This is a genomic window from Corynebacterium sp. 335C (assembly GCF_053525695.1).
The window spans coordinates 21,289-36,179 of sequence record NZ_JASTTB010000003.1 but is presented as its reverse complement, the minus strand read 5'-3'; the positions used below and the strand labels follow the sequence as shown (position 1 = coordinate 36,179).

The 14,891-nt window shown below is 77.3% G+C and carries 12 protein-coding genes; 5 read left to right on the top strand and 7 right to left on the bottom strand.

Features of this window, described 5'->3' with window-relative positions; translation table 11 throughout:
- Positions 1 to 30: 30 nt before the first annotated feature.
- Positions 31 to 1,467, top strand: a complete 1,437-nt coding sequence (locus tag QQS41_RS10085) for an amidase (protein WP_448852598.1) — start codon at positions 31 to 33, stop codon at positions 1,465 to 1,467.
- Positions 1,464 to 2,252, top strand: a complete 789-nt coding sequence (locus tag QQS41_RS10080) for a CPBP family intramembrane glutamic endopeptidase (RefSeq protein WP_448852597.1) — start codon at positions 1,464 to 1,466, stop codon at positions 2,250 to 2,252. Before QQS41_RS10085 ends, QQS41_RS10080 begins: the two co-directional genes overlap by 4 nt.
- A gap of 94 nt (positions 2,253 to 2,346) precedes the next feature.
- On the opposite strand, the gene QQS41_RS10075 is transcribed toward QQS41_RS10080, so the two are convergent.
- Positions 2,347 to 3,612, bottom strand: a complete 1,266-nt coding sequence (locus QQS41_RS10075; RefSeq protein ID WP_448852596.1) for a polysaccharide pyruvyl transferase family protein — start codon at positions 3,610 to 3,612, stop codon at positions 2,347 to 2,349.
- Entirely contained in the window at positions 3,609 to 4,400 is a 792-nt protein-coding gene (locus QQS41_RS10070; protein WP_448852595.1) for a fructosamine kinase family protein, read from the bottom strand. Before QQS41_RS10070 ends, QQS41_RS10075 begins: the two co-directional genes overlap by 4 nt.
- Before the next feature lie 154 nt (positions 4,401 to 4,554).
- Between QQS41_RS10070 and QQS41_RS10065 the strand changes: the two genes are divergently transcribed.
- Positions 4,555 to 6,183 (top strand): LCP family protein, encoded by a 1,629-nt coding sequence (locus QQS41_RS10065; RefSeq protein WP_448852594.1) that lies wholly within the window; start codon positions 4,555 to 4,557, stop codon positions 6,181 to 6,183.
- A gap of 185 nt (positions 6,184 to 6,368) precedes the next feature.
- Here QQS41_RS10065 and QQS41_RS10060 read toward each other — a convergent pair whose 3' ends face one another.
- From QQS41_RS10060 to QQS41_RS10045, 4 genes are read right to left on the bottom strand one after another with little or no spacing between them, the layout of a single operon-like run.
- A complete protein-coding gene (locus tag QQS41_RS10060) occupies positions 6,369 to 7,295 on the bottom strand; it encodes a DUF5926 family protein (protein ID WP_448852593.1) in 927 nt (308 codons plus the stop codon).
- The gene (locus tag QQS41_RS10055; protein ID WP_448852592.1) at positions 7,276 to 8,037 is read right to left on the bottom strand and encodes a glycerophosphodiester phosphodiesterase; all 762 of its coding nucleotides are present in this window, start codon (positions 8,035 to 8,037) and stop codon (positions 7,276 to 7,278) included. The genes QQS41_RS10060 and QQS41_RS10055 overlap by 20 nt, the downstream gene beginning before the upstream one ends.
- Entirely contained in the window at positions 8,037 to 8,897 is an 861-nt protein-coding gene (locus tag QQS41_RS10050; RefSeq protein ID WP_448852591.1) for a hypothetical protein, read from the bottom strand. The genes QQS41_RS10055 and QQS41_RS10050 overlap by 1 nt, the downstream gene beginning before the upstream one ends.
- The gene (locus QQS41_RS10045; protein WP_448852590.1) at positions 8,894 to 10,816 is read right to left on the bottom strand and encodes a pyruvate kinase; all 1,923 of its coding nucleotides are present in this window, start codon (positions 10,814 to 10,816) and stop codon (positions 8,894 to 8,896) included. Before QQS41_RS10045 ends, QQS41_RS10050 begins: the two co-directional genes overlap by 4 nt.
- Before the next feature lie 152 nt (positions 10,817 to 10,968).
- Here QQS41_RS10045 and QQS41_RS10040 point away from each other — a divergent pair, with 152 nt between their 5' ends.
- On the top strand, positions 10,969 to 11,616 hold the full coding sequence (locus QQS41_RS10040; RefSeq protein WP_448852589.1) for a 2'-5' RNA ligase family protein: 648 nt from the start codon (positions 10,969 to 10,971) through the stop codon (positions 11,614 to 11,616).
- 112 nt (positions 11,617 to 11,728) lie between these two features.
- Here QQS41_RS10040 and QQS41_RS10035 read toward each other — a convergent pair whose 3' ends face one another.
- A complete protein-coding gene (locus tag QQS41_RS10035) occupies positions 11,729 to 12,694 on the bottom strand; it encodes an L-lactate dehydrogenase (RefSeq protein WP_448852588.1) in 966 nt (321 codons plus the stop codon).
- Positions 12,695 to 12,944: 250 nt separating this feature from the next.
- On the opposite strand from QQS41_RS10035, the gene QQS41_RS10030 reads away from it, so the two are divergent.
- Positions 12,945 to 14,768: an alpha/beta-hydrolase family protein gene (locus QQS41_RS10030; protein WP_448852587.1), complete on the top strand. Its 1,824-nt coding sequence runs from the start codon at positions 12,945 to 12,947 to the stop codon at positions 14,766 to 14,768.
- Positions 14,769 to 14,891 lie beyond the last annotated feature (123 nt).

The window sequence follows — 14,891 nt, the reverse complement described above, 5'->3', positions numbered from 1 at the left end:
TGCGCAGGCTCCGCCGCTACGATCGTCGCCATGCCCGCGCGCCCCGCCTCCCCCGCCGCTCCCCCGGTCGCGGCGCGGGGTGCGCGGGAGCTGCTGCGGTTGCTTGACGACGGCTCCCTGTCAGCCGCGGAGGCCGCCGACGCTGCGCTCCGGGCCTGCTCGGGCCCGGGGGAGGCGACGGGCGTGGCGGCGCTCCTGCCCGATCACGCGGAGCGGGCGGCTCGGCGGGCCGGCGCGCTGCGCGCGGAGCGGTCCGGACCGCTCGCGCCGGAGGGCCGCCGCGGCCCACACGACGCCCGGGCTCAAGGGCGCGGCGCCGGCGGGGACCGTCGCAACGCCCCCGATCTGCTGGGCCTGCCCGTCGGCGTGAAGGACCTGTTCCCGCTGGCGGGGGCGCCGTGCACGCTGGGCTCCGCCCGCCTGGCCCACGTGCCGGACGAGACGTCGCCGGTGGTGGAGGCGCTGCTGGCCCGCGGGGCGGTGCCCGTGGCGACGACGCACACCTCGGAGCTCGGCGCCACCGCCTACACCGAGCCGACGGAGCTGCCCGCGCCCGTGAACCCGGTCCTGCCGGGGGCGACGCCGGGCGGATCCTCCGGCGGCTCCGCGGTGGCGGTGGCGCGGGGGCTGCTGCCGGCGGCGCTGGCCAGCGACGGCGGCGGCTCCATCCGCGTGCCCGCCGCGGCGTGCGGGCTGGTGGGCCTGAAGCCGGCGCACGGCATCCGCACCGGGTCGCTCGCGGCCGCCGGGTTCCTGGTCCGGGACCTCGGCGACGCGGCGCTGCTCACCGGGATCTCCCCCGCCCCGCGGCGGCGGCTGCGGGTGGGCGTGACGACGGTCCCCTTCCACGCCGACTGCCCCGTCGACCCGCGATGGCGCGACGCCGCGCTGCGGACGGCGGACCGGCTGGCCGACGCCGGCCACGACGTCGCCGAGGTGCCGGAGCCGTACCCGGGCGACGAGGTCTTCGGCCTGTTCACCCGCATCATGACCCGATCCTTCGCGCATCTGCCGGAGGCCGATCACTCCCCCATGGTCCGGTGGATCCGGGCGATGGGCGACGCCGTCGGCGACGAGCGGGCGGCCGCCGACGCGCGGGAGCGGGCGGGCCTCGCCGCGCGGATCCGGGGCAGGTGGGTGGCGGACGTCGTCGTCACGCCGACGCTGGCGCACGACCCGCCGGCGGTGGGCGCGTTCTCCCGCCTGGACCACCCGGGGGACTTCGCGGCGCAGACGCGGTGGACGCCGTGGTGCTCGCTGTGGAACCTCGCCGGCTGGGCGGGGCTGTCGGTGCCGCTGCCGGAACCGCCCGGCGCGGCGGGCGCGGAAGTCGCCGGCGACGTGGGCGCGCCCGGCGCGGACGGCGCGGCGCATCCGCTGCCGCCGTCGGTGCACCTCGGGGCCGTGACGGTCGGGGAGGCGGAGCTGCTCATGCTCGCCGCGGACCTGGCCGGGGAGGCACCGTGACCGGCCGGGACGGGACGTCCCGCGCCGCGAACCCGGCGCGCGACGGCGTCGCGCGCACGCCGGCGCGGCTGCTGCGCATCGAGATCGCCGTGGTCCTGCTGGTCACCTTCGGCACCTCGGCGCTGCAGGCGGTGCTGCGGCTGGCCGAGGCGCTGGCCGCCGGGTCGCTGTCGGACCAGCCGCTGGCGCTGAACTCCTCGTGGTCCGACAACCCGTGGCTGGATCCGCTGTTCCAGGTGGTGCGCATCGCCGCGCTGCTGTCGTGGGGCGCGCTGGCGTGGCTGCTGCTCGCCCGCGACGGCGTCCGCGGCATGCCCGGCCGCCCGCGGTGGTCCGACCTGGGGTGGGGCGCGGCGCTGGCGGCGGGCATCGGCATCCCGGGCCTGGGCCTCTACGTCGCCGGGGTGCTGCTGGGCTTCGGCCGGCCCATCGACCCGGCGGCGATGGGCGTCACCCTCGCGACGGCGGTGCCGCTGCTCGGGTGGGCGGCGGCGAACGCGGTGGCGGAGGAGCTGGTCGTCGTCGGCTGGCTCGCCCTGCGGCTGCGAGCCCTGGGCTGGTCGGCCGCGGGGATCGTCGCCGCGTCGGCGGTGCTGCGCGGGGCGTACCACCTGTACCAGGGCGCCGGCGCCGGGGCGGGCAACGTCGTGATGGGCGTCGTCTTCGCCGCGTGGTTCCTGCGCACGGGGCGGGTGTGGCCGCTGGTGGCGGCGCACTTCCTCATCGACGCAGTCGCGTTCCTGGGCTACCCGCTGGCGGAGCCGCTGCTGTCGCAGCTGGCGTGACGACGGGGCGGGCGCGGCCGCCGTGCCGGACGCCGGCGGCCCGCGCTCCGCGACGGGGCCGCGGACGTGCCCGGCGCCGCCCGCAGCGCGCCGGTCAGCGCCCGAGCCACCGCCCGAGGCCCGCGAGCCCCCGCTCCGGCGGCAGGAACCGGTCGGCCAGCGTCTCCTTCGCCGCGCGGGCGACGGCGGCGTCCCGCGCGTCCATGCCCGGGCCCGGCTCCGCCCCGGCGAGGCCCGCCGGCGCGACGATGGGCCAGCCGGAGCCGGCGGCGCGCACCGCCCCGTGCTTCGCGGCGTAGTAGCCGCCGACGTGCGCGTCGACGGCGACGCCCGAGGCCCCGCGGGCGGCGGCGAGGAGGTGCGGGTGGTAGCGCGTCGTCAGCCACCGCTGGCCGGGGCGGGCCGGCAGGCCCTCCGCCCAGAGGTCGCCGAAGCCGACGCGCAGGCAGCCGTCGTCAAGCTCCGGGGCGAGTTCCGCGACGCGCTCCCACACCTGCGCGTCGGCGCCGGGGACGCACTCCACGACGGCGATGTCGCGGCCCTCCGCGCCCCAGGCGCGCAGCGCGGCGGCGACGTGCCCGGCGAGCTCGTCCGGCCCGCCGGCCAGCAGGTCGGACTGGGCGCAGACGACGATGCCGCGGTCCCGCGCGGCCTCCGGGCCGGGGCCGAAGGGGCCGGCGCCGTCGCCGGGGTCCAGCCAGGCGTCGTCGCCGGAGCGGCTGAGCTGCGGGCCGGGCGGGACCAGCGCCTCGGAGCCGGCGTCGCGGACGTCGACGGCGTTGAACCGCCCCCACCACGGGGCGAGCTCGTCCGCCAGCGCCTCCCCGGGAACCAGGCCCTGCCCGGAGGCGACCAGCATGGCGCCCGCGACCTGCGCGACCGTCGCGGCCGCGGCGACGACGCCGGCGTGCAGCGGCCACAGGTCCGTCACCCAGCCGCCGCCGGCCAGGTGGATGGTGGTGGCGCGGTGGGCCAGCGCGAGGTTCGGCCCGAGCAGCGGGAACAGCGACGGGTCGGCCGCCCGGTCGGCGGCGAGCACCGCGATGCGGCGGGCCAGCTCGGCCGGGTCCGGCACCCCGTCCGGGCCGGGCGCCGGCGGGTCACCGACGAGCCCGGCGCGGACGTCGTGGTCGGCGTCGGCGGCCAGGCGGAACAGGGTGTTGACCACCGTCAGGTTCGGGTGCAGCCCCCGGTGCAGCACCGCGGCGGTGCCGGGCGTGTGGCAGTCGAGCACCACCTCCGCGTCCGGGCGGACCGCGGCGAGGCGGCGCAGCCAGGCGGCGACGATGAGCTCGTCGCCGAAGTTCGGATGCCCCGACGGCGCGACGAGGACGATGACCTCGCCCGCCCCGGCGCTCACGCGTACCTCCGGGCGATGGACAGCGCCTGGCCGGCGTAGCCGCCGCCGAAGAGCACCGCGTGCATGAGCACCCCGTAGAGGTGGTGCAGCGGCGTGCGCTCGGCGACGCCGGCGCGGCCGCCCGGCAGCGGGTGTGCCTCCAGGTAGCCGCCGACGATGGCGTCGAGGTGGTCGGCGCCGAACAGCGCCAGCATCGCGAGGTCCTCCTCCCGGTGGCCGCCGTGGGCCGCCGGGTCGATGAGCACCGCACCCTCGGCGTCCCACATGAGGTTGCCGCCCCACAGGTCGCCGTGGACGCGGGCCGGGGGATCGTCGTCGTCGAACTCGCCGGCGTGCAGGCGGTCGAGCAGCCGGTCGAAGACGGCGCGCTCCTCCGGCCCGTAGACGCCGTCGAGCTCCGCCAGGGCGGGGGCGAGCCGGTCATCGGCCCAGAACTCGCCGAACGTCGCGCGCGGGACCAGCGTCATCGGCCGCGGGTCGGACAGGGGCCCGAAGAAGCCGTCGCCCTCCCAGCCGGCGGGCGGGGCGCCGAAGCCGTCGGCGCCGGCGTCGTGCGTGGCGGCCAGGCGGGCGCCGAACTCCGCCGCCGCCTCCCGGGTCGCGCGCGCCGGGGTGATGCGGGCCAGGCGCAGCTCGCCGGGGCCGGCGCCGAGCACGCCGACGACGCGGGCGCCGCCGCGGTCCTCGGCCTCCGCGAGCCAGCGCAGGCCCGCGGCCTCGCAGTCGAAGAAGCCGTCGGGGGCTCCGGGTCGGGTCTTCACGTGGGGGTCGTCGGGGTTTCCGGCCATGGCGCCACGATAGATCGGCCACGCCGACGGCGGCCCGGACGCGGCCCGGGCGAGCGAGCGCCCGCCGTGCGCCGGCCGTGCGTGACCCGCGCGCCCGCCGCGCGACCCGCCCGCCGAGGCCGCCAAGGAGCCGCCCGCCCGTTACGCTGGGCGCATGAACGCACCGCAGGGGCCCGGCGACGGACACGGGCCGGATGACGGCCGCGAGATCGTCCGCGGCCCGGACGGGCGCCCGCGCCTGGACCGCTTCGGCCGTCCGATCTACCGCCGCCCGGCCGGCGCGCCGCGGCCGGAGCACCCGGAGCGCCCCGCGGGGTTCGCGCGGGGCGCGGAGCCGCGGTGGGAGCGGCCGCTGCACGGGGAGCGGCAGGGGTCGCGTGACGACGCCCGCCGCGGCGCCGGCGCCCGCCGCCCCGGCGGCGACGGCGGGGCCCACTCGGAGGAGGGGCGCCCCCGCGATCCGCGCCTCGACCCCGCGGAGATCCGCCGCCGGGCGGCGGAGGCGCGGCGGCGCCGCGGCACCTCCGGCGAGCCGGGCCGGCACCGGACGTCGGGGGCGGCGGACGAGACGCGCGTCGACATGCCCGCCATCGATCCGCGCGGCCGGTCGGGCGACACCCGCCTGGACCGCGGCCGGGGCGGCGGCGCCGGTGCGGCCGGGGCCGCGGGCGCGGCCGGGTCGACCCGGCTGGACCGGGAGCGGCCGCTGCTGCCGGGCCAGGACGATCCGCGCTTCCCGCCGCGCGGCTACCGGCCGGAGCCGCCCCGCCGGGACGACCGCTACGACGGCTACGACGGCTACGACGGCTACGACGATTATGACGGCCGGGGCCCGCGCGGCCGCGGCCGCCGCATGCCCCGCCCGGGCTGCGGCTGCGGTTGCCTGCGGCCGGGCCGGACGCTGATGCTCCTCGTCCTCGTCGTGCTGGTCGTCGCCGGCGGCGGCCTGCTGTGGGCGGACTCGAAGCTCTCCCGCACCGACGTGTTCGCCGGCCTGCAGGACCGACCGGGCCGCAGCATCGCGACGAACTGGCTCATCATCGGCTCCGACTCCCGCGCGGGGCTGACCGACGAGGAGAACGCGGAGCTCAACGCCGGCGGCGCCATCGAGGGCCAGCGCACCGACACGATCATGATCGCCCACCTGCCGGTCGTCGGGAAGCCGACGCTGGTGTCCATCCCCCGCGACTCCTACGTGGAGATCCCGGGCCACGGCATGGACAAGATCAACGCGGCGTTCGCCTACGGCGGCGCCCCGCTGCTGGTGGAGACGGTGGAGAAGTCGACGGGCGTGCGCATCGACCACTACGCGGAGGTCGGCCTCGGCGGCTTCGCCCACATCGTCGATGGCATGGGCGGCATCACCCTGTGCCCCGACCAGGCCATCGACGACCCGATGGCGGGGATCGACATCCAGGCGGGCTGCCAGGAGTTCGACGGCCGCTCCGCCCTCGGCTACGTCCGCACCCGCGCCACCGCCCAGGGCGACCTGGACCGCGTGGAGCGCCAGCGCGAGTTCTTCGGCGCGCTGATGAACCGGCTGCGCTCCCCCGGCGTGCTGCTGAACCCCGTGCGCCTGCTGCCGACGACGAACGCCGCCCTGGAGTCCATGATCGTCGGCGACGGCGACCACTCCTGGCACCTCGCCCGCCTGGTCGCCCAGATGGCGTTCGGCGTGAACTCGGAGACGGTGCCCATCTCCGGCGGGGCGTCGGTCGACGTCGGCGACGTCCTGTACTGGGACGAGGCCGGCTCCCGGGAGCTGTTCGACCGGATCCGCTGACGCCCGCGGCCCGGCCCGCCCGGGCCCCGGCGGGGCGGCGGGGCGGCGGCCCGGCGGCCCCGCCGTCCGCACGGCCCGCGGCCGCCGCGCCGCACGCGCGACGCCCCGGGCGCCGCGGGGGTTGCCCTCCCCGCGGCGCCCGGGGCGTCGTCACGCATATGCGGGGCGCGCACCCCGCACGCGCGCTACCGGATGGTGACCTGGCGCGAGACGATGGTGTCGCGCGACTTGCGCTCGTCGGCGGTCAGCGGACGCTCCGGCACGGACTCCAGCGCCTCCGCGAGGCGCTTCTGGAAGTCCTCCACCGGGCCCGCCCACTCCGCGTACGGGCGCTCGCGGTCGAGGTCCCACACCGGGACCAGGACGCCGTCGGCGCGGAAGACGCCGGCGAACTTCGAGCCCTCGCCGAGGGTCAGGTTGTCGGCGGCGTGGACGCGGGCCAGCGCGTCGAGCAGCGGGCCCTCGACCTCCGGGCGGATCCAGCGGATGTGCGCCCGCTCGCCCGGGTCGACCCACCACACCGCGCCCGGCACGTCCGCGTCGACGCGGTACGACGGCAGGACGGTGTCGTTGGCGGCGCGGAGGTTCTGCTCCAGGAACGGGGTGCGCTCCACGCCCTCCGGCAGCCACCAGTCGTAGCCCTCGAAGACCTCGAGCTCGTCGAGGCGCACCGCGGTGAGCACGTCGTTCAGCGCGGGGGCGTCGCCGGAGACCGCGGTCTCCAGGGTCTCGCCGTCGCCGGCCTGCGCGGCCCACTGCAGCGCGCGGGCCAGGTCGGCGCCCGCGTCGTTGGAGCGCTCCCGGGTCTGCAGGGCGACCAGCGCGGCGCCGCCGGCGTCGGCCGCGCGGGTCAGGGCGGCGGCGCCGCCCGGCAGGAGCGTGACGACGCGGACGTCGCGCTCCGCGCCCTTCACGTCGACGGGGACGACGGCGGACGGCACGAACTCGCGGAGGGCGACGAGGTCGGCCTCGTGCTCCTGCCCCTCGAACGGGCGGGGGTTGCCGGCGAGGCGCTCGCGCTCGGCGGCGCGGGCGGCGAGCTTCGCCTGGCGGCGGCTCATGCCCTCCGGCAGCTGTTCGGTCGTGCGGTTCTTACGAGACTTCTTTCCCACGCGCACCAAGATAGCCACCGGTGCGGGCGTTCGCCGCCAGCGCCTCGCGGGCACGCCCCGGCCAGTCCGTCGCCAGCCACCGGATCCCGCGGTCGCGGGCCCACGTGACGTCGACGTCGCGCTGCGCCGTCCACGCGTAGAGGGGGCGGCGCCAGCTGTCGACGCCCCGGCTGTCGCCGCGGTCGCCGTTGAGGGAGACGCCCATGACCTTCGGGCGGGCCGCCATGCGGCGGGCGAACGTCGTGGCGCCGGGGCGCTCCACCAGCTGGATGGCGTCCAGGCGGGGGAAGCGGCGGCGGCAGTCGGAGATGGAGCGGGCGGAGAAGCTGATGATGCGCACCCGCTCGTCGGCGTCCATGCCGTGGCGGGCGAGGCTCTCGGCGAGCTTCCGCTCCGTCGCCAGCCCCCGGGGGACGGGGTGCTTGGTCTCGATGAAGAAGCCCAGGTCCTTGTGGTCCTTCACGAAGCCGAGGAGGTCGTCGAACTCCAGCACCGGCTGCGGGTCGTCCGGGGTGCCGGCGTTGAGGCGGCGCAGCTGCTCGATGGTGTGCATGGACACCCGGCCGGAGCCGTCGGTGGTGCGGTCCAACGTGGAGTCGTGGACGCACACGAGGTGGCCGTCGGCGGTGAGGCGGATGTCGCACTCGACGCCGTCGGCGCCCTGGGCGACGGCCTCCTCGTAGGCGGCGAGGGTCTGCTCGGGGTGGTCGCCCGAGGCGCCGCGGTGGGCGATGATCTCCATCAGCGGGTCTCCTGGTCGGCGGTGGCGGGGGCGGTGCCGCGTGCGGCGGCGTGCGCGGGGGCGTCGGCGGGGCGGGCGGGCGTGCCCGCGCCGCCGGCCGTGTCCGAGCGGATGATGAGGTCGTCGACGAAGTCCTCCAGCGGCGGCTCCACGACGCCCGGGCGGGGCCGGGCGGGCGCGGGGTCGACGAGGCCGCGGGACCAGAACGGGCGCTCTGCGGGCTCCCCGTCCCCGTCGCGGCGTGCGCCCGGCCCGCCGGGGACGGCGATGCGGCGGCCCGCACCCGGCGCCAGCCCGGCGCGCAGGGCGACCGCGGCGGCGGCGAGCAGCAGCGCCGCGCCGGCGGCGGCGACGTGGGCGCGCAGGTCCGCGGCCGCCGAGTCCGGCCCGGTGAACCGCAGCACGGCGGCGACGGCGACGGCCGCGCACGCGGCGAACCACGCCCAGCGGCCGGGGCCGCGGACGCCGGTCTCCGCCAGCGCCGTCACCGGCCCGGGGATGTTCAGCACCGGCACGCGGTGCATGCGCCGCACGGCCGCCGCGCCGCGCGCCGGCGGCGGCTCGTGCGCCAGCGCCCGCCGCTCCAGCGCGGCGAGCACGCCGCAGACGAGCAGGAGCGTGACGACGGCCGCCGCGTCCGCCAGCAGCCCCGTCAGCTCCGCCAGGGGGCGGGCCAGCAGCACGCTGGTCGGGTCGCCGGCGACGGGGCGGAAGGACAGCCAGGTCAGCAGCGCGGCGGCCAGGTGCAGGCCGGCGGCGATCGCGGCGGAGACGCGGACGTGGCCGGACCTCTGCCGGACGACGGCGTCGTGGCCGGCCGGCGCGCCCGGCTGCGGCGGCAGCGGCGCCGGGCCGGTCATCGCGGGCCGCCCCAGGATCGGATGCGGCGCAGCATGATGCGGGACTTGCGCTGGGAGCGGCCCATCTTGCCCGCCAGGTCGTTGAGCGCCCGGATGGCGTCGGTGATGTGCGGGCCCTTGTTGAGCATCACGCACTCGGCGCGCAGGGCGTAGGAGGCGTCGGTGATCTCCGCGCGCGACGGCAGGCCGGACTTCGCCATCGACTCCAGCACCTGGGTGCCCAGGACGACGGGCAGGCGGGCGGCCTGCGCCAGCGCCAGGATCTGGCCGGGGACCTCGCCCATGCGGCCGAAGCCCAGCTCCACGGCCAGGTCGCCGCGGGCGATCATGACGCCCAGGTTCTCGTGCCGCATGGCGGAGACGAGGATGCCGGGCAGGTTCTCGAACGCGGGGATGGTCTCGATCTTCAGGACGACGCCGAGGGTGCGGGCCCGCTCCGCCAGGTCGTCGCGGCCGCGGCGCTCGTGCCCGGCGGCGATGTCCTCCAGCGTCTCCAGGACGCGGTCGACGTCGGCGGTGGTGCGGATGAAGCTGACGGCGGCGACGTCGGCGTGCTCGACGACGAAGCGGAGGTGCTCCACGTCCTCGTCGGTCAGCGACGGCAGCGGCAGCTCCGTCTCCGGCAGGTTGACGCCCTTGTGGGCGGCGAGGTTCTGGCCGCCCGGCTTCGCGCGCGTCACGCGCAGGCGCACGTCGCGGAAGCCCCCGTCGACGTCGTCCGCCGCGACGACCTCGGCGGCGATGGCGCCGTCGTCGAACAGCACCGGGTCGCCCGGGGCGAGCGCGCGCACGGCCTCCGGCAGGCTGCAGGCGACGCGGGCGACCTCGCCCGGCGCGGTCGGCACGTCGGCGGCGACCGGCTCGTCGGTGAGGATGAGCTCGTCGCCCGTCTCGAAGCGGAGCTTGCGCTCGACGCGCTCGACGCCGGTGGCCCGCGTCTTCTCGTAGTCGTGCTTCAGCAGCGTGCCCTCGGCGACGTAGGCGTTCTGGATGCCCTCCGCCAGCACGCCGCCGTCCTCCACGCGGGCGACGGTGAACTCGCGCTTGGAGTCCCGGTTGTCGTGCATGGAGATGACGGACCCCACCTGGAGGTTCGCGAGCCAGGAGGCGTCAACGGCGAGCTCCAGCGCCGGCCGGCCGGGCAGGTCCTTCGGCGGGGCGGGGGCGGGCTCCGGGCGGTCGGGGCCGCCGAGGTCGACGCGGCGGGCGGTGAGCCACAGCTTCGACGGGGTGAGCACCGTGCCCGCGTCGTCGCGGGTGGTGCGGGCGCGGCCGACGCGGGGGCCGCGGACGATGTCGCCGGTGCGGATCTTCGGCCCGGCCAGGTCCATGTTGACCAGGATCTCCCGGCCGACGGCGTCGCCGGCGGCGCGGACGTGGCGGATCATCCGCAGCCACGCCTCCGGCCCGTCGTGGGCGCAGTTGATGCGGGCGAGGTCCATGCCCGCCTCCGCGAAGCCGAGCACCAGGTCCGGGTCGTCGGCGGCCTCCGACGGGAGGGTGACCATGATGCGCGCGGGCACGTCGTCACGCTCCCGCCCGAACAGCGCCTCGGCGTTGGCCTCCAGCGCCCGGTCGGCGTCGTCGTCGGCCTCGATGATGGAGGACACCGCCTCCAGGTCCGCGCCGCCCTCGCCCAGCAGCGAGGCGAGGACCCGGCGCGCCAGGCGCAGGCGGCCGCGGGTGAAGGACTCGACGGTGGTGAGGCTGGTGACTCCCAGATCGTGCAGCCCGTTCTGCAGCGCGCGGATGTCGAGGGTGCGCAGGTGCGCGTAGTGCAGCAGGTTCTCGGCGGACGAGCGGTGCTCCGGGTGGATCCGCTCCAGATCCTCCGCCGCGTCGGCGCTCACCCGGTCGAGCTGCCCGAGCAGGTCCTCGAGCTCCCCCATCAGATGCCGGATGTCGTCCCGCGTCGTCACCGTCTCCCCTTCCTCGTCCGTCGCCGGCGGTTTCCGGCGGTCCCGCCAATCATGGCCCGCCGGAGGCGGAAAGACGACGCCGGATCCGCCCCGCGCACCAACGTTCACCGGAAGTTCATCTGCCGGTGGGCGGCGCCACTAGCCTCGGCGGCATGAGGCTCTTCGCCGCACTCGGCATCCCCGACGACGCCCGCGATCACCTGGCCGCCGCCGTCGCCGCCGCCCGCGCGCGCCTCGACGCGTCCGACGCCGCCCCGGCCCGCGGCCGCGACGCCCGCGCCGCGCGCCTGCGCTGGTCGGATCCGGCGCAGTGGCACCTGACGACGGCCTTCCACGGCGAGGTCCCCGACGACGCCGCGGACGCGCTGGCCGGACGGCTCGCCGCCGTCGCCGCCGCGCGCCCCGCCCCGGAGCTGCGCCTGGCGGGCTCCGGCACGTTCGGCGGCCGGGTGCTGTGGGCCGGCGTCGCGGGTCCGGGGGCCCGGGATCTGCCGTCGCTGATGCGCGCGTGCCGGGACGCCGCCCCGCGTGACGACGCCCCGGGCGACGCCGGCGCCTCCGAACCCGAGCCCCGCCCCCACGTCACGCTCGCGCGCACCCCGGCCCGCGGCCGCGACGTCGCCCGCCCCGCCGGCCGCGACGCCGGCGGGCCCATGGCGGAGGCCGCGGCGGCGCTGGCCCGCTACTCCGGCCCGTCCTGGACCGCGGGCCCGCTGCTGCTCGTCGCCTCCGAGCTCGGCGCCGGCCCCGGCGGCCGCGCCGTCCACCGCGTCATCGCGGAGCTGCCCTTCGGCGGCTGAGCCGCGGCGGGTGCCGTCGCAAAGCACGAGACCCGCGGACGCCGCGCCCGGCGCGCGGCGGCGACCACCGCACGCGCGGGGCGTCGTCACGCATCACCGCAGGTGGCGCGGGCTACGCGTACTCGCCGCCCTCGCCGAAGAACGGGTCCTGCACCTCGCGCAGCGTCGCGACGGACTCGTCGAACCGGCCCTTCTCGTAGTCGTCGAGCTCCAGCTCCACCACCCGGCGGATGCCGTGCCGGTTCACGATCGCCGGGGTGCCGATGTAGATGTCCTCGTGCCCGTACTCCCCCCGCAGCAGCGCCGACACCGGCACCGCCACCTCCTGGTTCTGGATGATCGCGCGGGTGATGCGCGCCAGGCCCATGCCGATGCCGTACGACGTCGAGCCCTTCTTGTCGATGATCTCGTACGCCGCATCGCGCGTCCGCGTGAAAATCGACTCCAGCTCGTCGTGCAGCTCCGGCTCCTCCCGCATCCGGCGCGACAGGCCGACGCCCGCGATCGTCGCCGACGACAGCACCGGCAGCTCCGAATCGCCGTGCTCGCCGACGATGTACGCGTGCACGCTCATCGGGGACACCTCGAAGTACTCGCCCAGCATGTAGCGGAACCGCGCCGAATCCAGGATGGTGCCCGAGCCGATGACGCGGTGCGCCGGCAGCCCCGAGAACCTCCACGTCGCGTAGGTGAGGACGTCCACCGGGTTCGTCGCCACCAGGAAGATGCCGTCGAACCCGCTGGCCATCACCTCCCCGACGATGGACTTGAAGATGCGCATGTTCTTGTCGACCAGCTGCAGCCGCGTCTCCCCCGGCTTCTGCGCCGCGCCCGCGCAGATGACCACCAGCGCCGCATCCTCGCAGTCCGCGTACGTGCCGCGCGTGACCTTCGTCCGCGACGGCGCCCACACGACGCCGTGGTTGAGGTCCATGACGTTGCCCTCGGTCTTGCGCTCGTCGATGTCGATGATGGCCAGGTGATCCGCGATGCCCTGGTTGACCATCGCGTAGGCGTAGGCGACGCCCACGTCGCCCGCGCCGATCAGCACGACCTTGTTGCCGGCGGAAACCTTCATTCGCTGCCTCCTGGGGGCTCGTCGCGTCGTTTTTGCCCGGCGGCCGGTGCGGCCGCGGGCCCGCACGTCCAGTTCTACGCGCGATGGCGCGGGATCGCGCGGGGCGCGGACACGGACGGCCGGTCATGCGGTGCGGCGCACGATGCTTGACGACGGGACCCGCGCGGCGGCGCGGGCCCGGCGCGGGTGCCGCGCGGGCGGTCCCCCTCGTCGGCCCGCGGGATGCCGCCCCGTCTGCAATCATGGCGCCATGAGCGTCCGGGGCACGATGAGGCGGTGGGCCGCGGCGGCCGCGCGCCGTGAGGCCCCGGAGGCGATCACGCCCCGGCCGCTGCGCCGCCGCCTGCGCCAGCTGCGCCGGGCGTCGCGGCACGTCCCGCTGCTGGCACCCGGCCTCGTCGGCGCGCAGGTCGCGTCGTGGGCGGCGTTCACCCCGTCGCTGATGCCCCGCCCCACCGCCTCGAACGCCTTGACGACGTTCATGGCCCAGCTGTCCGGCCACGTCATCGGCCTGTCCGCGGGCCTCGGACTGTCGGCGGCGACGGCGCGGCTGCGGCGCACCCCCGCCGTGCGCGCCCTCATCCCGTCGGAGCGCACCACCGACCTGCTGACCGTCGCGGGGCAGGCGGCGCTCACCGGCGTCACCGCCGTCATCTGGGCCCGGTCCGTGGTGCACCAGGCGACGATCGCGGAGCTCGTCGGCTACGACGCCCTCGCCGGCCGGCGCGGCCAGCTGCGCGGCACCGCCATCGCCACCGGCGCCTACCTGGCCACCCGCGGCTTCACCGCCCTCGCCGAACTGGCCTACGACGGTCTGAACAGGCTGTTCGCCCCGCGGCTGCCGCGCTACGCCGCCCCCGCCCTGGCGGGCGCCATAGTCGGCGCGACGATCGCGACGACCGCGGACCGGCTCGTCGTCAGGCGCATCGCGGAGCGCGTCTCCCGCAACGCCGCGCGCCTCAACTCCCTGGTCATGCCCGGCCGCTACCAGCCGTGGGAGCCGGAGCGCTCCGGCAGCCCCTGGTCGATGGAGCCGTGGCACGCCCTCGGCGCCCAGGGCCGCAGCTTCGTCTCCGACGGGCCGCGCCGCCGCGACATCGCCGCCGTCACCGACGCCGACGAGCGCGACTGCCTGGAGCCCATCCGCCTCTACGCCGGGCGCGTCCGCGGCCGCACCGTCCACGCGCAGGCGGAGCTCATCGTCCGCGAGCTCCACCGCACCGGCGCGTTCCGGCGCGACCACCTGGTCGTCTACACGTCCACCGGCACCGGCTGGGTGCCCGAATGGGCGCTGTCGGGCGTGGAGTTCCTCCTCGGCGGCGACTGCGCCCAGGTGTCCATGCAGTACTCCGACCTGCCCAGCCCCATCGCCTGGATCACCGCCCGCGACAACCCCGTCCGCGCCGGCCGCGTCCTCTTCGAGCGCGTCCGCGCCGAATGGGCCCGCCTGCCCGCCGCGGACCGGCCGATGCTCATCGTCGCCGGCGAGTCCCTCGGCGGCTACGGCGGCAACGGGGCGTTCGAGGACGCCGACGAGATGCTCGCGCTCGTCGACGGCGCCGTCTGGTCCGGCACCCCGGCGTTCACGCCCATCTGGAAGGAGCTGACGACGCGCCGCGACGCCGGCTCCCCCGCCATCGCCCCGGTCGTCGACGGCGGCCGCCACATCCGCTTCGCCACCCGCCCCGCCGAGCTGTGGGAGGACTTCCACGGCCGCGACCTCGGCGAATGGCGCCACCCGCGCGTCGTCTACATGCAGCACGCCTCCGACCCCATCGTGTGGTGGGACTGGCCGCTCGCGTGGCGCCGGCCCGCGTGGCTGCGCGAGCGCGTCGGCCGCGACGTCATCCCGTCGATGCGCTGGTGGCCGCTGGTGACGTTCTGGCAGGTGCTCGTCGACGGGCTGGTCAGCGTCGACGTCGCCGACGGGCACGGCCACCGCTACGAGGCGGAGGCACTGCACGCCTGGGCCGCCGTGCTGGGCCTGCCGTTCGACGACGACCGGGGCGGCGCCGGCGGCGTGCGCTTCGAGCGCATCGAGAAGTGGATCCGGCGCAACACCGTCCCGAAGTGACGGGGCGCGGCGGGTTCCCGGGGTTTCCGCGCAGCGGGCGATCGCAGGTCACCGGGAATTAGCGCATAACGATTCCGTTTAATTCGCGGTCATGCACGGTCCGCGGGCTGCATTGCGGCGGGG